We start from the raw sequence: 20,226 nt of genomic DNA, 5'->3' as shown, positions 1-20,226 counted from the left end.
ATATGCCTATACTTGACGTATTTGAATGCACAGAGAATTTTATTTTATACACTAAGGAATTGAAAAAGAAATGAGCTCAAAGGTTTATGAAATTGCAATGCAGCTTAAAGGCAAGCTTGAGGGCTCATTTATTAAGAGCGCAAGCAATGCAATTAAGCATGTGGATAAGTTAAATCATTCGTTTAATTCTATTGCTTCACATAAGCTGGCCCTTGATAAGATCTTGGCGCAGGCGCAGGCAACAAAGAAGGCTTACTATGCCTACGATGAAGCCAAGGCCAAGGTCAAAGCACTTGAAAAGCAGTTACAGAGTGCCAAGAGTGGTCACAAGGAGCTAAGAGCCGAGCTTTTAAACGCTGTTAACGCCATGAATAGGGCAGAGAAGGCCTACACAGATGGCAAGAATAAACTGTCTCAGCTCAAAGCCGAGGCCAATGCCACAGGTAAAAGTCTTAAAGACTTAGAGGCTAAATCCGATGCCCTTAATAAGAGACTGCAAGCCAAGGCCAACATAGAAGCGCAGACACAGAAGGCGCAGGCCCTGGCCGAGAAGGCAGAGTCAATGCAGGCCAAAGGATTAGGTAACATAGCCAAAGCTACAGCCATGACAGCAGCTGCATTTGGCATGCCGATAAAAGCTGCAATGGATATAGAAGATCAGACTGCCGAGCTTAGAAAGTACACTGACATCTCTGATGAAGTCATGAAAAAGAACAAGGAAATGGCCACCAAAATGGCTGTTTCTACAGAAGAGATGGTGGCTTTACAGGCCAATGCTATGCAGTCAAACATCTTAGATGCCAATGACGCCAAACAGATTGAGACATATACGCAGACAGCAGCTAAAGCCATGATCGCACTTACAATGACAGGTGATCAAGTGGGCTCAAGTTTTGCAGCTATTAAAAATCAGATCGCTGGCAACATGGAAGATACAATCAAGGCCTTTGATCTTGTTAATGCAATAGCCAACAATACCACAGCTGGAGGTAAAGAAACTCTTGAAGTGCTAGAGCGTTCAGGTGGTATGGTTGCAGCATCTACTAAGCTCACCACATCGCAGATTGTTGCCCTATCTGGTGCTTTTTTATCGGCATCAGGAAGTGCAGAGGTAGCTGCTACAGCACAGTCAAGCTTTATCAATGCCCTTATGGCAGGCTCTAACGCCACTAATACACAGTTAAAGGGTTTTGAGAAGTTAGGGCTTAGCCCACAGAAGATGGCCAAGGCTTTAACTACAGGCGGAGCAGAGGCACAATACGCCATTGAAGAAGTCTTTAAACGCATTAATAAGTTATCAGCAGATGAAAAGAACAGTGTTGTAGGTCAGATATTTGGTAACGAGGCTGGGCTTAAGAAAGCTGTAATGACAATGGCAGAACAGGGGCATATATTAAGTAAGCCCTTTGAATTGGCAGCTAATGAGCTCAACTATTTAGGATCTATGCAAAAGGAGTACGAGGCCAGAGCAGCAACAACATCAAATCAGCTAGGTATTCTGAATAATCTTGTCACAATTATATCGGCTACGATAGGTTCAGTTTTTTTACCAGCTATTAATGAGCTTTTGGGTGCAGCTATAGAAATGTCACAACCTTATATAGCGTGGATAGAAAATAATAAAGAACTAGTCAAAACTATTGGCACAGGCGTGGCTATTTTCTTGGCTCTTATAGCAGCAATAGGCGCGGCGCAGTTAGCCTTTGGCCTGATGTTAAAGCCTATCATCAGTTTAATTAACATCTTTGTGATGCTTAAAAAAGCTATGCTGTTGGTCAATATGGCCATGCTGGCCAACCCTATAGGCCTCGTGATAACTGCTATTACTGCCCTTATTGGCGTTGGTTATCTGTTATATAAACACTGGGACACAATTCAAGCTAAGGCTGTAGAGCTGTGGGCAACTTTTGAGCAGAAATTCCCAGCTATGGCATCGGTGGTTAAGACCGTGGCCACGGCTATTGGTCAGTACATTAACTATGTTAAAACTGTGCTGTCCAACATGCTTGGCTTTATTGTCAATGTGTTTACAGGCAAATGGGGTGAAGCATGGGCTAATGTTAAGAACATCTTTAAAGCCATGTTTGATGCGCTCAAAGGTATAGCCGAGGGACCTATCAACTATGTGACTGACAAGGTGGAGCAGGTCAAGGGCGCCTTTGGCAATGCTGTTAATTCTGTAAAAAGCTTCTTTGGCTTTGGTGATGATGCCAATGTCAATGTGAATGCCACAGCATCACAGCCAAGTGTCACCTCTGCAACTTCAATCCCTGCACTTGCAAACGGTGGTATTGTCTCAAAGCCGACCCTTGCAATGATAGGAGAAGGTGCAGAGAGTGAAGCTGTGATGCCACTGTCAAAGCTAGGCTCCATGCTTGGCACTTCTAGCACCACAACCAACACCACTAACAACGCTCCTATAACCGTGACCTTTGCGCCAACTATCAACATACAAGGCGATCAGAACGTCAAGGGACAGGTAAATGAAGCGTTAAATGTGGGCTCAATTAATCTTAAGAAAGAGCTTGAGAAGTTGATGCGTGGCAGTGGGCAGATAGCTTATTAAATATACTGTGCCATTTATTGCTTTAACTGAGTATCGTCTTTGAGAAATAAATATGCCTTAAAGCACGCTGCAGTAAACAATAAAACAAGTACAGCAGAGATTGTAATTATAGAAGTAGAAGGCTCTATAAAAGGGGATAAAATAACTACAAATATACCAACTATGAACCCAATAACTAGAGCCCCTACTATTAATTGAAAACCAATCTCAACAACAGCAACAACTGCAAGACAAAGCGCTTTAATTAAATTATAAAAGGTAATTAGAGTTTTCATTTTAACCTCTTCTTAAGTGCAAGGCTCTATGGATAAATTATAGAATAAAAAATCAAAAAGGGTGTTTATAAATGAGAAGCTATGTCACAAAACAAGGCGACACATGGGACATCATAGCCAAGGCGCAGCTTGGTAGTGAGTTTCAAATGCACCAATTGATTGAGCTTAATTTTAAGCACAGAGATATTTTAATTTTCTCTAGTGGAATTGAGCTCAATATTCCTGATGTTAATCCTAGCCCCTCAACTAACAGCGAGCAGTTGCCACCATGGAAAAGAGTAAAGTAATAAAAACGCTTGTAAGTGTGATATATGAAAGCACAGACATCACACAAGAGATAAACGCTGACCTCTTATCTTTCTCTTATGAAGATAATTGCTCAGATGAATGTGACAGTGTAAGCATCACATTAAAAGATGAGCAAGGCAAATGGGCAGGATCTTGGTCTCCTGACAGAGGAGCCAAGGTACGATGCATGTTAAGCACTAACCAAGGATATAGCTTAGAGACAGGGCTGATGATTATAAACAGTCTATCAGCCCAGGGAGCTCCACGCACATTTGACATGCAGGCTATCTCTGTGCCCTTGGAGAACACTGTGCGCAAGACTGCCAAGACAAGAAACTTTGAAAACCTAGACTTGAAGACTATTGCCAATACAATAGCGACAGATAACAAGCTCAAGCTGTTTTTTGACAGCCAAGAGAATCCCACATACGACAGAATTGATCAAAAAGATGAAACTGATCTTAAGTTTCTTGAGCGTATTTGCAAAGAGGCAGGCCTAAGCCTTAAGGTCAATTCAGAACAGCTCATTATGTTTGATCAAAAAAGCTATGAGAAAAAAGATCCTATAGCGACTTATGCCCTGGGAATGTCTCCTGTTCTTAGATGGTCATTCAATGCACAGCAGGCAGAGAGATACAGAGCATGTCGTATTAAGTGGAGAGACTTCAAGAAAAAAGGCAAAGATACATCTACAGCTACAGTGGCTTTTAGAACTGCGCAGGAAGCTCAAAGCCAGAACGGTAAAGTGGATCTTTCATGGGAGCACAAGCCTCAAGAGGTCAAGAAAGGCAATACAGCGCTTAAAGCTGAATATATTGACTACACCTACACCGATGAGACAGTTGAACCATCAGGGCAGGTATATGTTTTAAAAAAGCGCTGCACATCTTTGGCAGAAGCGCAAAGGCTGGCCAAGGCTAAGCTAAGAGAGCTCAATCAGAGACAGACTACAGGCTCACTGACCTTGGTGGGCAATCCTCTTTTATACGCTGGGGCTGTGGTTGCTCTTAGTGGCTTTGGCTCCTTTGACGGCAACTTCATCATTGAGAAAGCAACCCACAGTGTGAGCAATTCAGGCTATGTGACAGATATAGAGGTTAGGAGAGTAAACAATGAGTATTAGTGCTCTATTAAGGAATGATGGCTATGAAGAATTAAAGCACCTCTTATCTATGGTGATAAGGGTGGGCGAGATTACATCTATTGACCCATTCAGACATACCGCCAGGGTGGTTTTTCCTGAAGACGACAATTGCACATCATACGATTTACCAATTCTGTGCCCTAATACTTTGAAAAACCATAATTACCACATGCCTGATATTGGTGAAGATGCGGTCTGTCTGTTTCGCCCTGATGGCATAGAAGATGGTTTTATTCTTGGCTCCTTCTATGCAGGTGATGTAAAGCCACCCGCCACCGACCCTGATATAAGGATGGTTAAATTTAATGATGATACAACTGTGACTTACAATAGAAAAACACATGAGCTTGATATTGTTATAGAGGGCACAAAGATCCATGCAGATAGGCAGACAGTTGATGTCACAACACCAAAGACAATAAATTTAAAATCAACGGACATCAACATACAGGCATCAAATACTGTAAACATCACTGGTGATAGCGTGGTAGTTGGTGGTACCTCTACGATTGTCCTTAGTGCGCCAAGTGTGACAGTAAATTAAAATCTGTAAAACCAAGGCTTTAATAAAAATTTGATTTATAGTGTCATCATTGTGATATATTCTGACGAAAGGATTTATGAATAGAGATGAAACTTATGAAAGCCTTGGAACTATCAAATTATATTATTAACTACGCCATTGAGCATCAAAAACATGTTAGCAATTTGATGTTACAAAAAATCTTATACTTTTGTCAGATAAGCTCATACAAAAATTCTGGGGATAGAATTATCACCGATCATGGCTTTGAGGCATGGATGTTTGGCCCCGTATGTAGAGAGGTGTACGTTGAATATTGCTTATATGGAAGTGAGCCAATTAAAGGTGAGCCAAAAATATCAGGTCTACTTGTGCCGATGTATATTCAAGATACAATAAACAAATGCTTAAACAAAGGACCATGGGCGCTTGTTCATTACAGCCACTCAAAAGATGGGGCATGGGCAAAAACATATATCCCAGGATTAAAAAATAAAATACCTGAAGAGTATATTAAACAAGAGGCCCAAAATGGAACAGAACAAATATGAATTACTAAAGACTTTGCTTGATGATTTATCAAAAACAACATCAAATAAAAAAGATCCTGAAGAGTATGCGGCTCAATTAAGACATATATATTCAAATAACTTTCGCCATTCATATTCCGATATAAGCCTTTTTTTACTAAGAAACCAAGACAACAATAATTTGGCCGAGTATGTTAGCTTTATTGCTGAAGGACTTAAGGCAATTAAAGATATAATATATGATAAATATAGTACTGAGACCAGTTTAAAAAATAGCGTCTCTAAATTACATGATCATATTCATCTTGAGTCGGTAAGATTAAATTATGTAACGTATAAGCTTTCAAATATTGATCAGGAAATAGCAGAAACTAACAATTTAATTAATGAGTTTAATTTAAAACTAAAAAAATCAAAAAAAGATATTAACAAATTGTCAACACAATATATAACTATATTGGGTATATTTGCGTCTATTGTAATCACAGTATTTGTTGGTTTTAATTTAGTAACATCTGTTTTCTCAAACATAGCAAATACTGACATACATAAAATCTCTTTTTTCTGTTGTTTGGTTGGTTTTATAATATTTAATACAGTAATAGCTCTGCTTTCTTTTTTGTCAAAAATAGCAAGTATAAAATTGCATACATACATAATTCTAATATTAGCTATAGCTGATATTGTTTTAATGTCTGGAGTTTGCTTTTTTTATAATTCATCATTGTAGAGGTGTTTATGCCAGCAATTACAAGACAAGGAGACACTTGCACAGGGCATGATGACTGCCCTCCTTCATCGCTTGTAGGGGGTGAAAGCAATGTACTGATAGATGGCAAGCCTGTAGGCGTTGTGGGCAGTACCTATGCACCTCATGGCTGTGACGTGCACGATCCTCATTCTGATGTAATCGCATCAGGTAGCTCTACAGTATTTGTAAATGGCAAGCCTGTAGGCCGTGTAGGTGATGCTGTCTCAATTGGTGGCTCTGTAGCATCAGGAAGTCCTACAGTGACGGTAGATTCTTTAGGCCCTGATGATATAGTCAATTTTGTAAAGAGTACCAATAACTACATAGACAATGTAAACAATTTGTCTGAGGTAGATGAGGTTATATTTTACACCCCACAAATAGCAAGACATGAGGCCTTAAAGGATACATTATTAGAAAAAGATCAAAAAGGCTGGCTTGAGCTTTCTAAGATGCTTGCTAAATGGTTGGCCAATAATAAATATACATTTAATGTTTCAGATATTAAAAATAAAAAAGCTCCAATTTTCATTCTGTCTATGGATTGGGAATGGTTTATGTTATATGAGGAATTTAAAATCGCTTATAAAAAGTTATTAGAGAATTTATTTGCTACAGATAAAAAACTATTAGCTTTTAAAGAAACCCTAAAAAAGATAGGAGTATGGGATTCTGGCGGTTACTATAACATGGTCTCAAAAGACTACTATAAAAGGGAGGACTACTATTACGATTTTATTGAAGTTGAGAAAGATACCTCAATTGATGGAATGGGAGCATGTTTAGCAAATCATACAATTCGCGTATTATCTGAAGGCTCTGTTGAAGTTGATAAACAGACAGGTCTTAGGCGTATAACAATAAACAAAACCTTTACATATGTAGATGATAGATTTCAATTTGAAGGTTATGATACTTTGTTAAGCTGGAGTAAAGCAGAATTAGATTTTTCACCGCTTCCATTAAATACAAGCTATAAAGTTCTCTTCAATAGTGATTTTAGAGAATTTAGAGACAGATATAACATTGGTCAAGATTTTTGGGTGCTTTCAAAAATACACTACTGTAAAGAAATTGAGCCAATAGTTATAGAGCTTTCATAAAAGAGTAGAAAAAGTGATTTTTAAAATAATTGGAAAATATTTTTACAGATTTATAAAAGCAGTAAGTCTTTCTTTTCTTTTAATTTTTCTATGCGATACATTTAAGTTTCTATATTCTTATGGGACATTATCCTTAGATCATGCGGTTGAAGCCGCTGTAAAATTTGTCATCCCATTTCTGTTGCTTAAGGATATTGATGTGGACAGAATCGGTAACGGTTGTTATTTTTTTATTCTCTTACTTTTATTAGAACTAGCATACATATCTATCTATATGCCATACATTATAACAGGAACCATAAAACACTTGATAATCCCTTTTATTATGCATTTTTCAGCGTGGATTGGTTTACACTTTTTTGTGCTGTTTTATAGTCCTTATTGGTCAATCATTTTATTTATATATTCAGTTATTCTATTAATAAGGATTCATAATAAACACTCTAATCACGTTAATAAATGATAATAGAAAGGCAATTGTAAATACTTGCCTACTATCAAGAAAATTATACAATCTTTTAAGATTAATAATCCCCTCTACGAGACAACTCTTAGAGGGTTTTTATTTTGTGAGGTTTAATATGAGCTTAGGCGTATTAGGCTACTTTGGCAACGGCCTTAAGGCTGTCTTATTTACATGCTCAAGTCTACAGGTGCTAACCTTTAAAGATGTGCAGGTCAATCGCTCTGCCAGGTATGCACAGCATGATGTAATTGGAGCTATGCCTATAAATGAATATGTAGGCAAATCCTTATCTACTGTGTCCTTTACTATTACACTATCGCAGGATCACAATGCAGTGCCTATGCTTTACTTTGACGTTTTAAAGAACATCTTAGAGAGTGGGCAGGCGCAGAAACTTATCCTTGGCCCTGATTATATGGGCGAGTTTGTTCTAGAAAGTTATGACGAAAACAGAAAGCATTTTACAGGTATTGGCATCTGCACCTTTGCAGAAGTAACTTTGCACTTGCGCGAGGTTGGTGGATTTAATCTTTTAAATGAAATCGTTAACAAGGTCAAAGAGGTGATTTCATGAAGCTGCTTGTATCAACTCTGACAGACATTGATTTAAATCCCTCATCGGAAGTAGCCGAGATTGTACAGAACGTGCAGACCATTATAAGCACGATAAAGGGCACAGTGCCACTTGATAGAGATTTTGGAATTGATGGCTCCTTTATTGATGATGCCTCACCGATGGCGCAGATGCAGTGCAGAGTTTCAATCATTGACGCTGTTAAGACATATGAGCCAAGGGCTAGAGTTAAAAGCATAGATTTCAAACAAGGGGCAGATGATGTCATGGACGGCAGACTGCTGCCAATTGTAACTATAGAGATAGAGGCAGAGAATGAGCGCTAGATTTAATTTACCTGATATAAACTTTTTAGAAGTGGACTCACAAAGGGTCACAGATGAGATAATTGCAGAGTATGAGCGAATCACAGACAGAGTGCTTGCACCTTCTGACCCTGTAAGGCTTTTTCTTTTGTCCTTAGCTGCCATTATCATTAAGCAGCGTAACGCCTTTGACCTTGGCGCCAAGCAGAATTTACTGTCATACGCATCAGGTGAGCGCCTTGACCACCTGGGCGCTTTTGTTAATACGACAAGAATAGAAGCCACAGGTGCGCAGACTACACTTAAATTCACGCTCAACCAAGCGCAGGACGGTGTTTATACAATTCCAAAGGGGACAAGAGTTACCAATGGTGTATTTACATTTGCCACTGACAGCATATATGAAATAATGCCACCTGAGACCACGGCCGAGATTTCAGCCACTGCCCTTGAGCTTGGCGAGATTGGCAATAACATACCTGTGGGCAAGATAAATCAGCTTGTAGATCCTCTGCCTTCAATTACCAAAGTTGAGAACATCACAGCCACATCTGGCGCAGGTGATAGGGAAGATGATGAGCGCTATGCAATGCGCATCAAGCTAGCCCCGGCATCGTTTTCAGTGGCAGGGCCAGCCAAGGCATATGAGTACCACACATTAAGCTATAGCACGGCTATCATAGATGCAAAAATATACGGACTTGAAGATCACCCCGGCAATGTCTACATTCATCCACTTTTGACCAATGGAGAGCTGCCGCAGACAGAATTTTTAGAAGCGCTTACAGCGTATTTAAATGCAGACACAATAAGACCTCTTACAGATAAGCTTATGGTCAGTGCTCCTACAGCTGTTAATTATCAAATTACAGCCACCTGGTACCTATCCAAAGACGATATAAACCGTATCAATCAAGTAAAAGAGCAGGTCACCAAAGCAGTAGAAGATTACAGACTATGGCAACAAAGTAAGATAGGTGCTGATATTAATCCTGATGTCTTGATTGAATATGTCAGAAAAGCAGGAGCAAAGCGCATTGTGATTACAGAGCCTGAATATAAAGTTGTGCTGCAGTCAGAAGTGGCTCAATGCCTTGCATCTGCTGTCAATCTCACATACGGAGGCATAGAAGATCAATGAAAAAAATAAATACACCTTCACTGATGCGCTCCATTCTGCCTTCATCTATTACAAAGGATAAGAAGGTAGTAGACAGCGCAGAGGCTTTGGACAGCCAGCTAAAAGAGATAAGCGCTCACACAGATGATGGCATGCTCTTATATAAGATTGACTATCTGCCCTCAGATGTTTTGGACCATTTGGCAATGCAGTGGGACGCTGAGGTCTGGCGTGACTCATGGCCACTACACATAAAAAGATCATCTCTTAAGGCGCTAATTAGTGAAAAGACACGCATGGGCACAGTAAGTGCCGTTAAAAATGCTATCAAGGGTTTAGGCAGCGCAGGCTACATTACAGAATGGTTTGCAAGAGAGCCACCAACAGCGCCCCATACTTTTAATATCAGCATTGATCAGAATGAAATTGAGGGCATTGCAGATGAAGAGCTTATATATGATATAAAAAGAAGCATCAATGCCACCAAGCCGGTAAGATCGCAATATACAATTTCTGTTATTCAAAAATTTCAGGATGATATCTTTGTAGGTGGCTCATCAAGGCCTTTGGTTTATGGACGCATATCACAGACCATTACAGAAAATGCAGATGTGGCATCTAATATATACGCAGCTGCTGCATCAAGACCTTTAACTTTTGCCCGTATCTCACAATATGTGGGTGTGCCTTATGGCTGTGCTACAGATAAAACAGTGACCATAAGTGCAAGCGCAAGAGCCCTAACATATACAAGACTTACACCAAAGGCCAAAGAGAGCGCAAAACTTGGTGTGTCCTTAACCTTAAGTGACGGTATAAGACCTCTTTCCTTCAACCGAATTTAATAGCTTTATACAAGTTATGGCTTTGATTTACATCAAGGCATGGGATTCTTTTGTCTAAAAATAGGAGTAGATCATGGCAGTACAGCCAATTAATATCACACTAACCACGGCAGGTCTTAATGAGATCATAAATGCCGAGAAAAATGGTACAGCGCCTGTACTCTTACAGACTGTGAAATTTTCAGATACCGATCAGACGGTAGATGTTAACACTTCTCAACTGACCAATGAGGTGGCAAGCGTTACCACTCTATCTGGCGCTAATGTTGGAGACGGCATTATACATATTCTTGCAAGAGATGAAAGCGCAGCTGTCTATTCTGTCAGAGCCTTTGGCATATATACCGATAATGGCACACTCTTTGGAGTGTATTCGCAGGCAGAGCCAATCATTCAAAAAGTAGGCGCATCTATAGCAGAGCTTGCAATTGATTTCCTTGTTCAAGGGTTTAAACCTACCTCTGTGACCTTTGGAGATGCCAATTTTTTAAATCCACCTGCAACAACAGAAACAGCAGGCGTGGCAGAGATTGCAACCTCTGATGAGGTCAAGCTTGGCAACAGTGGCAACACCATAGTAACACCGGCCACATTAAGCAGGCATTTAAAAGATGATTTAGGTCTTGATACAGCAACCATGCCACCAGGTGGGTATGGAGGAGCAATAACTGCATTACAAGACGAGCTTAAAAAGGGCAAGGTTGAATTTGTAGCATCAGCTCCAAGCGAGAAACAACCTAACACATTATATGTAGAACCATTTAACGGCGAGGTATTTTTATGAGTAATATTAAAATCAATGGCTTAGTAGCCGAGCAAATTTCTAAAGACTTGGCTACTAGGTTATTAAATAAATCATATCTTAGACAGGAAAGCGATTTAGCCTTATATATATCTAATCAAGGTGATGATAGTACAGCTGACGGCTCACAAGATAAGCCATTTAAAACTTTAAGTAAGTGCTTAAGATATATATTAAATTATGTATGCACAAATTATTTTATTAGAATTAATTTTTTAACCGACTACATAGAGACAGAAGATGTTATCAAAATAAGAGCGATTAATATGGGTGGGTTTCTTGAAATTAATTCCAATGGGCACAATGTAGTACTTAATCATATAAAGATTTACCAAAGCTTTGTGACTTTTAAAGGCATTAACTTTAAGCAGACATACGATGATAATTTGCTATATTGTGCTGACAGTTCCATGGTATATTTTACTGATACATTTACTGTTACTTTAAAAGATAACTGTGTGCATAGAGTTTTTTATCCTAACAGAAACTCACATATACAAATAATAGAAACTGCAAACATAACAATCAATGGAACTACAACAGGAAAAGGTGCCGAGTTGTTTAGAGCGCAAGTAGATTGTTCAATTTTACTGATGGCTAACAGCTTAACGATTGGCAACTCATTAACAAATATAGTGGGTATTAACTGCTATTATAATTCAATAGTAATATTTATTCCCCAGTCCTTTATCGCTCCACCTAGGCCTGACGCTCAAGCTTATTATGCTTCTTACAACTCCCATATAGGCTTTAACGGCAAAGGAAAACCACAAAATCTAGGTGGCCTTACTACTGTAGATCAATCATCATCAATATCATAGGAGATAACATGACAGACATTACAGACTTTGAAACTGAAAATGCATACACCCCTTACTACAAGTTAGATAACGGCAAGGTGTATGACAAGGACAGGCTTAAGTTTGTTGACAATTCAGATGCAGAATACAAGGCCTTTATTGATGCAGGCAATGAACCCTTATCAATTAACAATGGCTATACCGTGCAGGAATTAAAAGACAGCGTGCTTAAGTTTTATGGGTGGCCTATTGGCGACTGCTTGCTTACATTAGATGAGCTTAAGCAGAACAAATTACTTGAGCTTGAGACTAGGTCAGCTAAGTTTGAGGACAACTTAAATAAAAATATGTACTTTAAATCAAGCCTTGGTTTTAAATGTAACGGCGATAGACGCACTCGCTCTAACCTAGAGGATTTAATATCAACCTTTGCCCTCGCATCTCAAGGTCAAACGACAGTTGATTATCGTGACTATGATAACCACGTTCAAAAAGTAACACTTGAAAATCTTAAGACGCTGTTATCAGAACACATAGGGAATGGCCTTAACATCTATCAGCAGAAGTGGGCGTTACAAGATAAGATTAATAATGCTCAATCGGTTGATGAGTTAAATCAAATCAAGATTGAATGTGAGATGAAAGACTATACGGCTTAGTTACTAGGCACATAAAGAAAGGGCACCCACAAGAGGTGCCTTTTTTATTATATAAACATCTTCAAGTACAAAAGGAGTATAGCATTTAATGCTAAAGTTTTCAGCAAATTTAAAGGATAGCAATATGTTTTTTAATCAATTTAAGTGGTTTAAATACCTATATGCTTTATCAGTTCTTGGCTTAATTAATGGAGTTACATTCTTGATTATTTGTATAGGCCTAGCAATTAAATAAAACAAAAGGCACCTTAATTCAGTGCCTTTTCTATTAACATTCTCTTTAAAGGATATTATATTATAGATGAATATTTTTCTTGATGTCAATGAGTTGTTTTACGTGGTACTGTTTATGGATAACATGAATTTTATAGGGCAATTCTTATTATTTGGTATTGCTGTTTGTAGCTATGGAGTTGGGCTGTATTTTATCTTTAGGCTAATCAAAGATGTTATATATTTTGTACGAGGGTTTAATAAATGAATGATGAGCCAATTTCACAATTAGATAGACAAATACAAGAGCTTATAAACAATAAAGCCGATGCTAAGGATTTAAAAATTGCTCTGTTAGAACAATACAAACAAGGGCATAAAGACGGTAGAGACCAAGCATACAAAATTATAGGATTATTCTTTATGGGCATAATTGCTGTTGCAACTCTATTAAATTTTCTTTTCTAACTATCAAAATACTTCATCAATTTCACCTATCTTAAATTATAATTATAAGAGTAATTTACATGAGATTTATTTTGGATATCAAACAATTTAGGGATATTATTATGCTTTTTAATGGATTTTTTTGGACAAATATTTTAAGACTTTGCATCATGCTGGGGTTAATAGGTTTAGCTCTCATACCTTACGGAATTTTCTTTTATTTGGTTAATATTTAATTATATTATGGTATTTTATGAAAAACTTTTTTAGAAATTTAAAGCAGTTATTAATCTCTATAGACCAAGTGCTGATGTGTTTTATAGGCTTGCTAATCAGCGTCTTTAAGCATGATTATAAGTGCTATGCAGACATGACAATCAGCGCTAATGCGTGGCGTTTAAATCAAAAAGGGTATTGGTATGGCAAAGCATTAAGGATCTTTATTGACCTGCTGTTTAGTCCTTTTGGCAAAAATCACTGCCAGCAGGCATGGGAAAGTGAGGTTAATAAAGCACATCTGCCAACTGATTTTAAAGGGAAAAATTAGGTCGTGATCACTGTAAAATTGATGTAAAATCTAAATTAAATCAATGTAAAAAGTGCGTCTATGGTGATCATGTTTTTCCAACCTATTGAAAAATAAGGGTAATTTATGTGGATTTCTAATCCCTCTCTATCCGCCACCCTTAATTCAATAACTTTCTTATTATTTTTTTTTAAAACACACAGACACTTCTTTCAGTTATTTATTTAGTGTCCCTAAGATCGCACACCAAACATACCGAGAATCAATCTTAATTTCATGACCAGAAGCCGGTCGCCGGACGCGACCAGATCTTCTTTTTTTAACTATCGTTTAAAGCTAAAACCCTCTTCTTTGGCATATGCTGCACGTGTCAGCGTATCTAATGGCTCAATGCCAAATGAGCGTATTAACTCAGACTGCCTTTTTAATATTCCGCCAGAGAATATTATAGATCCATTTTCTTTATCAATAGTGGCCTCTATAGCCTCCAGAGAGCGCAGTGTGCCTCTAAATGAGTTATGACAAAGCTTTACAGGAGGCAGATTGTTTTTAATCTGCTCTTTATTAAAGGCTTTATTAGCCTCGATCATTTGTCTTTGAACCTCTGATGCAAGAGACAGTATGAATACTTTGGCATTTACTGTCTTATCGGTGGAGGCATTGAGTGTAGAGCCTCCAAGCTCGCCTTTAATGATACTATAGCCCACCTCTACATTATTTCTCTGCGCATATATTTCATTTGCCTCAATAACATTATCCACACAGTCAGAAACCAGAACTCTGGTGGCTATTTGTCTGCATAGCCTTGATATGACATAGTATCTTGGGTAATAGTGTTGTTGAGGCTGCTCCTTTTTGTCAAAAGAGGAGTCAGTGTCTGCAACCTCATCACTATATTGAAATAAATCAACGAGCTTGTCTTTTAAAAGATTGGTATGAGCAGCAGTAAGCTCAGATGGCTCTTTACCTGCAATAACCTCCTGCCAGTTGCTGGCTATATCATAGGCATCATTGAGCTCTTTTACTAAAACACGATATTTATTCATGCTCTCTTCATATATCTCGCGGGAGAAAATAAAGTGTACATACAGAGTTTTCTCCTTTTGCCTTACAGGCTTGTAAGACTCATTATTTTCTCTTGCCATTTTACTTAGAATCTTCTGTGTATAAGACCATGGGAGCTGTATAGTCTTTCCTGCAAGCAGTTTAGGCGCAGTGTCTGTAATATCTGCGCTACTGCTAAAAACCAGACCCCTGTCTCTTAGCAGATCGCGTGATATGGCATCTACCTGCTCTTTGATAAGTTTGCTCTTGGCTATATTACAGTTGCACACAAAGGATATATTATGCTCAAGCATGGCCGAGATATTGTTGATAGACCAGAATCCCCTGTCACAGACTAAAGATATATTGTCGCCGGCGCCTCTGTCCACAAGCTGCCTGCATACTGACTCCACAGTCAGCACATCTGTAATATTGCCTGCATATGTAACAGTGGAAAACAGCTCATGTGTGCTCTGGTCAACCAGTGTTATAAAATTAATAACCTTGTTGTCTGTACCGCTTTTAGATTTGCCGTACTGTGCCTTAGTCAGGCAGTTGCCGGCATTGTCTACGTTAGTACCATCAAGAGCCAGAAACTGCATGTGCTTATTGCCATTTTTCTTTTTATGATACTGAGTTTTAAATTTGGCAAACTCATTTATAACGCCGTTTTCATCTATGTATTTATACAGTCTCTGTATATGATCTTTATAAGAGTTTATATCTAAATCAAGAGCGTGCTCTCTGACAAAAGCCTCAATCTCATAAGATATAGATTTAATACCCTTGGACAGACAGGTCATTATCATGTATACCAGCAGGATGTATTTGTCATCAGGCATAATCTTTTTAAGGATATTAAATGATGGCATCTTATCCATAAAGGATTTGAGCAGATAATAATCGCCAAACTTACGAGCAGTGCCGCAGGTCTTGGGGGTAGCAGAGCCAGAATTTCTAGCAACAGAGGCCTTGGTGCGTATGCCAGGTTTAGATGGATTTGCTTTAATATCATCCAAAATATCCTGAGAGTCGGCTAGTTTTTGTTTTATTTCCTTGATTTCAGCTTCTGAGCGTCTTTCGTACTCAAACTTTCCCTGCCCCACACGTATAACCTTCCATGGAATAAACTCAGGATTTTCAGAGAGAAAGTTAATATTAAAAACACACTCACCAATACCATCTTTGCTTTTGATAGATCCAATCTGAGTTGGTGCCACACGGGTTGAATAGCCTTTTTCAGCATTCCATACAGATTTCCCCTGCAAGAGAGCATAGGCATAGGTTCTCTTGCTGGCAACAACGTTCTTGAAAACTGGGTGATTTTGATTCTTATCTTTACTGGCCATGATGTCCTCCTATTGGGTAAATCGTACCATAAAACAAGAAAAAAGTCAAGGCATTTAGAAAAATAATTCAAAAAAAATTTGATTGATAACAAGGAATTTTTGGTAGGATAAAGAAAAATAAAAAAAACTAGGTATTTTTAACCTGCGATCTCAGGGCATGTCTTATCCAGGCAAATGTACGTTATTTAAATTTAATACGTAATCTGTTAATTTGGTCTATTATTGAGTTAAAATTAAGAAAACTCAAGACCATATATACGCACTTGATAAAGTGTGATTGCACATTGATATCAGTAAAACAACGCCTACAGAATTATCATTTTGATATTTAAAGGTTTGTAGTATGAATAGAATACTAGTTACAGAAGATAAAAATTATAAAGAGGAGAATGTGGAATTATTCTGTTCAGGATCAGTACAGATAGTAAGAAGTAATTCCCTAAGTGAGATAGTTAAAGAAATATTTCGTAGTAATACAAAAATTTTAGTAACTAAAACGTTTAAACACAAGTATAGATTTGTTTCGTTATTAATCCTGCTCTTAGGAAAAAAATATACGTGGGCAGACGATATAAGGATGCTTATAAATGAGCAAGAAAACTATGATGTTATATATATACCACATAATAGACTATTAAATAGCATTATTGGATATCATCTGCAAACACTAACAGATATTAAGTCTAGAATTTATACTATACCTCTGGAAAGGAATAAATTTTATCAGAAATTAATTTCTAATATTTATGAAATATTGTTCAAATTTAAGTTAAAAAATGCTCATTCATACGCTCCATTAATTATATGCGGTAATTGTGCAGACTTAAATTTTCTCAAAATGTTGAGAGCATCATACCCTAGGTCTGTCATTATAAATAGATTTTATGATGATCTGTCAGAAGATGTTTTAATAAATATTGGTAAATTAGATACTTTTAATAAATCGTTAAAAAAAATTAATGTAAGCATAGAGACATATAATAAAGATTTGGCAAAAAGTAATAATTTAAAATATCAACCAAATTATGTGTCATTTAATAATAGTTCTAAACTAGATAACTCAAATACAGTAGTTTTTATTGGTTCATCTCAAAATAGATTTGACCAACTATATGGTATTGCAAAAATTCTTTATAAACATGGATATAGAATAGAGTTCTTGTTTAGTAATCAAGTAGATAAAAATCAGTTAGAAAAGATAGATAGATTTAATACAATGGCCGGTTATCAAGCCTTTAAGTGTTCTCAGTTTTTAACTTATTCTGACTATTACGATAAAATATTAAAATCAGCTATTATTATCGATTTATATAGGATTTATCCAACAGAGGGATACTCATATAGAATTGGAGAGGCTCTTTCGATGAATAAAAGTCTAATTACAAATAGGGTAAATATCGTAGATGAGTCTTTTTACAGTATAGATAAGATCTGTGTATTTAGCGATGATATATCTGTTGTAGATGAATTCTTAGATAAGAAGCATAATAGTAGGTTATTATACAAAGATACAGATGAGTTTAATATAGATGTTTACATTAAGAATAAGCTTATAGATTCAAATAAATCTTGATCAGTATATATCTATACATAATCTGATACATGCATCAGCTGTAATTTTTATACGTATTTTTATATGTTATAGCATAATATTTCATGTTAATAGAATGAACTAAAAACAACAAGATCGCAATTAAATGCTATCTGAGCACTGCAAATATTACAGATGACGTTATCATCAGAGACTCACTGGTACTTCATTTAGATAACGGTGGTCCTATGAAAGGGTAGAATATGATGGCCATGGCCTATACCTTAGGTCCGACTACATCCTATAGCAAACCGCGTAACATCAATTATAACGCACACATGGAGTCCACCTTCGCCACTTTAAAGCATTCTCATAGTGTGCCTATTCCTGCCTTATTTAAAAGCGTGTCTGAGGCTAAAAGGTAGGTAAACAAATTCTACAGTATGGCGAAATTACGACCTAAATCTCAGTATAGTTGTTTCATAACTAATCCGCTACTTTTTTAGCTTTTTAGCACAGGATCTTGCTTTAGGCTTATGTACAAAAGAGTCTTTGATGCCCAGCTCTCTTGCCTTGTCTGCATCAATAAATCTACACAGTACTGACTGTACAATCTTGGATTTAACCGACATATCAGCAAACCTGCCATCTCCTGTTAATTCAACAGGCTCATTTTCAAGTATTGTCACAAGGCGGTTAAAGCTTGATCTGCTCATATTCAGAATGTCACCAGTCTTTTGTAAAATATGTCTTCTGATAATGGCGCTGATAAAGAGAATAAAGAATTTGCCGTGCATGGCATCATTGCTCCATACGCGCAGAGGCAGGAGATGCAGATCTGTTTTAAGACAGTTGAATATTTCCTCATCTATCTCTCGGTTTCTAAATAGCCTTAGTGCATCATGGGAGTTATAGTTGCACTGGGCACTTGAAAACAGAGCAAAGCTTCCATATTTTCTTTTCTTTTCACGGTATTTTTCATTATCAACCCTGAATGTAATGTTCTTGCCTTTGCCTTCTTTGATGATGCAGTCACGAGCGTCTTTTAAATACCCATCCTCAGGTAACTGATTGGTTTGACGAGCTATTTGAAGGCAGTGGGCTATATGATGATTCAGCTCCATAGATTTATCGTGGTTGATCTCTTCGTTGACATACAGGTGCAGGTTTAATTTTATGCCATAGTATTCAAATGGTACTGTTTTAGAGCGGCAACCATGCTCAGATATTGTCCCATCAAGCTTTTGGAGCAGAACTAGATCTTCAAAGTCAGTATTGTATCCAAGTGTAAAGGCATCAAGAAGCTCCATGGCACCCTTAAATGTGCCAGGGACACCCATTATAAAATTTATGCCCTTGTGTGTAAGCTCCTCAATATTTGCCTTAGATGCAAAACCTCTGTCAAATATCAATGACAGATTGCCAGGCAGGTGTCTCTCTATAGCACTGTCAATAACGTGCTGCAGGTTTTTCTTATCAGTTATAGAACCATAGTAAGATGAGTAATACAGAGGCATTCCTGTTTTACAGTTACACATCAGAGCATAGTTAACCTGTGGCAGCTCAGGACCTCCGTGTGCATAACCTCTTTGAGCATTTGTTATGTTTTTTGCCTGCGTAGGTAAGGCTGTAACATCATAGGCAATGGCATCATCACCGCCTGCTGCTGGCAGCCACTTATCAAAAAAGGCTTTGATATTCTCACTCTTTAGGCCATTTGCTATAAGCTCTCTGGCATTTTTAGCATTAAGACCACGGGCGCTTTTATAGACATTGTGCTTCATGGCATGAAAGTCAAGACACTCAAGAGAGGTGTGCCCTGAGGCATAGTGTGTTGCCATAAAGATAATCTGCTCAGCTAACTGTTGTCCAAAGCACTGTGTAAGGATAGATGTAGCCTGACAGTCAATTAAAGCGCAGGCGGCAAGCAGAGCAAAGCCTGGGAAAATGGCGGCTCCCTCAGCATATACGGTGTCGCATTTACGACCTGGTTTAGATATTTGTGCAAAATTTACAGCAGGCTTTTCAAGACCATGAAGCTCATAGTATGCCTCGTTTGGGTACATGACATTGCATTCAGGCTCAGCTCTGACCAGACGGCCGATGATTTTACTTCTTCTATTGGTGTTACGGCTGCCATCACTGGTTTTCCAGCTGTCTATTAGTTCACTGACATAAATAAAATGGTTTCTTTTTACTCTGGTGATGCCAGTGGAGGGCACAGAAACAGTGTGATCTAGAAATAACATGCTGAGTTCCTTGTACCTCCAATATAATAATTAATCTATAATTTATATAACTTAATGAGATAAAATTCAATATAAATAATAAAAATATCAAATTAAAAAAATTTAAGGATAGACAT

At 37.7% G+C, this 20,226-nt stretch carries 20 protein-coding genes; 17 read left to right on the top strand and 3 right to left on the bottom strand.

Annotated elements, in window-relative coordinates; translation table 11 throughout:
- Window positions 1–70: 70 nt before the first annotated feature.
- Window positions 71–2,566: a phage tail tape measure protein gene (locus DRZ93_RS05750; RefSeq protein WP_113745483.1), complete on the top strand. Its 2,496-nt coding sequence runs from the start codon at window positions 71–73 to the stop codon at window positions 2,564–2,566.
- A 14-nt stretch (window positions 2,567–2,580) separates the two neighbouring features.
- Here the strand turns inward: DRZ93_RS05750 and DRZ93_RS05745 are convergent, their stop codons facing one another.
- Window positions 2,581–2,841: a hypothetical protein gene (locus DRZ93_RS05745; RefSeq protein ID WP_113744225.1), complete on the bottom strand. Its 261-nt coding sequence runs from the start codon at window positions 2,839–2,841 to the stop codon at window positions 2,581–2,583.
- Between the two features lie 71 nt (window positions 2,842–2,912).
- On the opposite strand from DRZ93_RS05745, the gene DRZ93_RS05740 reads away from it, so the two are divergent.
- The 15 genes from DRZ93_RS05740 to DRZ93_RS05660 all read left to right on the top strand — a co-directional run bounded on the left by DRZ93_RS05740 (window position 2,913) and on the right by DRZ93_RS05660 (window position 13,958).
- The gene (locus tag DRZ93_RS05740; protein WP_113745085.1) at window positions 2,913–3,128 is read left to right on the top strand and encodes a tail protein X; all 216 of its coding nucleotides are present in this window, start codon (window positions 2,913–2,915) and stop codon (window positions 3,126–3,128) included.
- 230 nt (window positions 3,129–3,358) lie between these two features.
- Window positions 3,359–4,252: a phage late control D family protein gene (locus DRZ93_RS05735; protein WP_172458069.1), complete on the top strand. Its 894-nt coding sequence runs from the start codon at window positions 3,359–3,361 to the stop codon at window positions 4,250–4,252.
- A complete protein-coding gene (locus DRZ93_RS05730) occupies window positions 4,242–4,817 on the top strand; it encodes a phage baseplate assembly protein V (protein ID WP_113746064.1) in 576 nt (191 codons plus the stop codon). Before DRZ93_RS05735 ends, DRZ93_RS05730 begins: the two co-directional genes overlap by 11 nt.
- Before the next feature lie 86 nt (window positions 4,818–4,903).
- Window positions 4,904–5,347, top strand: a complete 444-nt coding sequence (locus DRZ93_RS05725; protein ID WP_113746063.1) for a Panacea domain-containing protein — start codon at window positions 4,904–4,906, stop codon at window positions 5,345–5,347.
- A complete protein-coding gene (locus tag DRZ93_RS05720) occupies window positions 5,328–6,056 on the top strand; it encodes a hypothetical protein (protein WP_113746062.1) in 729 nt (242 codons plus the stop codon). Before DRZ93_RS05725 ends, DRZ93_RS05720 begins: the two co-directional genes overlap by 20 nt.
- A gap of 8 nt (window positions 6,057–6,064) precedes the next feature.
- The gene (locus tag DRZ93_RS05715) at window positions 6,065–7,180 is read left to right on the top strand and encodes a DUF6402 family protein (protein ID WP_113746061.1); all 1,116 of its coding nucleotides are present in this window, start codon (window positions 6,065–6,067) and stop codon (window positions 7,178–7,180) included.
- Window positions 7,181–7,761: 581 nt separating this feature from the next.
- Entirely contained in the window at window positions 7,762–8,220 is a 459-nt protein-coding gene (locus DRZ93_RS05705) for a phage tail protein (RefSeq protein ID WP_113744231.1), read from the top strand.
- A complete protein-coding gene (locus DRZ93_RS05700; RefSeq protein WP_113746060.1) occupies window positions 8,217–8,546 on the top strand; it encodes a GPW/gp25 family protein in 330 nt (109 codons plus the stop codon). Before DRZ93_RS05705 ends, DRZ93_RS05700 begins: the two co-directional genes overlap by 4 nt.
- A complete protein-coding gene (locus DRZ93_RS05695; protein WP_113746059.1) occupies window positions 8,536–9,666 on the top strand; it encodes a baseplate assembly protein in 1,131 nt (376 codons plus the stop codon). The genes DRZ93_RS05700 and DRZ93_RS05695 overlap by 11 nt, the downstream gene beginning before the upstream one ends.
- A complete protein-coding gene (locus tag DRZ93_RS05690) occupies window positions 9,663–10,490 on the top strand; it encodes a phage tail protein I (protein ID WP_172458067.1) in 828 nt (275 codons plus the stop codon). The genes DRZ93_RS05695 and DRZ93_RS05690 overlap by 4 nt, the downstream gene beginning before the upstream one ends.
- A 73-nt stretch (window positions 10,491–10,563) precedes the next feature.
- Window positions 10,564–11,274, top strand: a complete 711-nt coding sequence (locus tag DRZ93_RS05685; RefSeq protein ID WP_113746057.1) for a hypothetical protein — start codon at window positions 10,564–10,566, stop codon at window positions 11,272–11,274.
- Window positions 11,271–12,113, top strand: coding sequence for a hypothetical protein (locus tag DRZ93_RS05680; RefSeq protein ID WP_113746056.1), 843 nt, complete (start codon window positions 11,271–11,273; stop codon window positions 12,111–12,113). Before DRZ93_RS05685 ends, DRZ93_RS05680 begins: the two co-directional genes overlap by 4 nt.
- Window positions 12,114–12,121: 8 nt before the next feature.
- Window positions 12,122–12,751, top strand: a complete 630-nt coding sequence (locus DRZ93_RS05675; RefSeq protein ID WP_113745490.1) for a DUF4376 domain-containing protein — start codon at window positions 12,122–12,124, stop codon at window positions 12,749–12,751.
- A 477-nt stretch (window positions 12,752–13,228) separates the two neighbouring features.
- On the top strand, window positions 13,229–13,432 hold the full coding sequence (locus tag DRZ93_RS05665; RefSeq protein WP_113745492.1) for a hypothetical protein: 204 nt from the start codon (window positions 13,229–13,231) through the stop codon (window positions 13,430–13,432).
- 232 nt (window positions 13,433–13,664) lie between these two features.
- Window positions 13,665–13,958, top strand: coding sequence for a hypothetical protein (locus tag DRZ93_RS05660; RefSeq protein WP_113745493.1), 294 nt, complete (start codon window positions 13,665–13,667; stop codon window positions 13,956–13,958).
- Window positions 13,959–14,260: 302 nt separating this feature from the next.
- Here the strand turns inward: DRZ93_RS05660 and DRZ93_RS05655 are convergent, their stop codons facing one another.
- A complete protein-coding gene (locus DRZ93_RS05655) occupies window positions 14,261–16,330 on the bottom strand; it encodes an IS1634 family transposase (protein WP_113746055.1) in 2,070 nt (689 codons plus the stop codon).
- A 343-nt stretch (window positions 16,331–16,673) separates the two neighbouring features.
- On the opposite strand from DRZ93_RS05655, the gene DRZ93_RS05650 reads away from it, so the two are divergent.
- Window positions 16,674–17,903, top strand: a complete 1,230-nt coding sequence (locus DRZ93_RS05650) for a WaaS/CpsH family glycosyltransferase (protein ID WP_113746054.1) — start codon at window positions 16,674–16,676, stop codon at window positions 17,901–17,903.
- Window positions 17,904–18,355: 452 nt separating this feature from the next.
- On the opposite strand, the gene DRZ93_RS05645 is transcribed toward DRZ93_RS05650, so the two are convergent.
- On the bottom strand, window positions 18,356–20,110 hold the full coding sequence (locus tag DRZ93_RS05645) for an IS1634 family transposase (RefSeq protein WP_113746053.1): 1,755 nt from the start codon (window positions 20,108–20,110) through the stop codon (window positions 18,356–18,358).
- Between the last annotated feature and the right edge of the window lie 116 nt (window positions 20,111–20,226).

The sequence above is a fragment of the Anaerobiospirillum thomasii genome (assembly GCF_900445255.1).
Classification (GTDB): Bacteria; Pseudomonadota; Gammaproteobacteria; order Enterobacterales; family Succinivibrionaceae; genus Anaerobiospirillum_A; species Anaerobiospirillum_A thomasii.
The sequence above is the reverse complement of the archived record's forward strand: the minus strand, read 5'-3'. Positions and strand labels throughout refer to the sequence as shown.

Bases quoted from the DNA above. Each gene is read 5' to 3' on its own strand.
- DRZ93_RS05750 (WP_113745483.1), top strand. From the start codon at position 71: ATGAGCTCAAAGGTTTATGAAATTGCAATGCAGCTTAAAGGCAAGCTT.
- DRZ93_RS05705 (WP_113744231.1), top strand. From the start codon at position 7,762: ATGAGCTTAGGCGTATTAGGCTACTTTGGCAACGGCCTTAAGGCTGTC.
- DRZ93_RS05645 (WP_113746053.1), bottom strand. From the start codon at position 20,110: ATGTTATTTCTAGATCACACTGTTTCTGTGCCCTCCACTGGCATCACC.
- DRZ93_RS05665 (WP_113745492.1), top strand. From the start codon at position 13,229: ATGAATGATGAGCCAATTTCACAATTAGATAGACAAATACAAGAGCTT.
- DRZ93_RS05685 (WP_113746057.1), top strand. From the start codon at position 10,564: ATGGCAGTACAGCCAATTAATATCACACTAACCACGGCAGGTCTTAAT.
- DRZ93_RS05690 (WP_172458067.1), top strand. From the start codon at position 9,663: ATGAAAAAAATAAATACACCTTCACTGATGCGCTCCATTCTGCCTTCA.
- DRZ93_RS05720 (WP_113746062.1), top strand. From the start codon at position 5,328: ATGGAACAGAACAAATATGAATTACTAAAGACTTTGCTTGATGATTTA.
- DRZ93_RS05680 (WP_113746056.1), top strand. From the start codon at position 11,271: ATGAGTAATATTAAAATCAATGGCTTAGTAGCCGAGCAAATTTCTAAA.
- DRZ93_RS05675 (WP_113745490.1), top strand. From the start codon at position 12,122: ATGACAGACATTACAGACTTTGAAACTGAAAATGCATACACCCCTTAC.
- DRZ93_RS05730 (WP_113746064.1), top strand. From the start codon at position 4,242: ATGAGTATTAGTGCTCTATTAAGGAATGATGGCTATGAAGAATTAAAG.
- DRZ93_RS05700 (WP_113746060.1), top strand. From the start codon at position 8,217: ATGAAGCTGCTTGTATCAACTCTGACAGACATTGATTTAAATCCCTCA.
- DRZ93_RS05715 (WP_113746061.1), top strand. From the start codon at position 6,065: ATGCCAGCAATTACAAGACAAGGAGACACTTGCACAGGGCATGATGAC.
- DRZ93_RS05740 (WP_113745085.1), top strand. From the start codon at position 2,913: ATGAGAAGCTATGTCACAAAACAAGGCGACACATGGGACATCATAGCC.
- DRZ93_RS05735 (WP_172458069.1), top strand. From the start codon at position 3,359: ATGATTATAAACAGTCTATCAGCCCAGGGAGCTCCACGCACATTTGAC.
- DRZ93_RS05695 (WP_113746059.1), top strand. From the start codon at position 8,536: ATGAGCGCTAGATTTAATTTACCTGATATAAACTTTTTAGAAGTGGAC.
- DRZ93_RS05650 (WP_113746054.1), top strand. From the start codon at position 16,674: ATGAATAGAATACTAGTTACAGAAGATAAAAATTATAAAGAGGAGAAT.
- DRZ93_RS05660 (WP_113745493.1), top strand. From the start codon at position 13,665: ATGAAAAACTTTTTTAGAAATTTAAAGCAGTTATTAATCTCTATAGAC.
- DRZ93_RS05725 (WP_113746063.1), top strand. From the start codon at position 4,904: ATGAAACTTATGAAAGCCTTGGAACTATCAAATTATATTATTAACTAC.
- DRZ93_RS05655 (WP_113746055.1), bottom strand. From the start codon at position 16,330: ATGGCCAGTAAAGATAAGAATCAAAATCACCCAGTTTTCAAGAACGTT.
- DRZ93_RS05745 (WP_113744225.1), bottom strand. From the start codon at position 2,841: ATGAAAACTCTAATTACCTTTTATAATTTAATTAAAGCGCTTTGTCTT.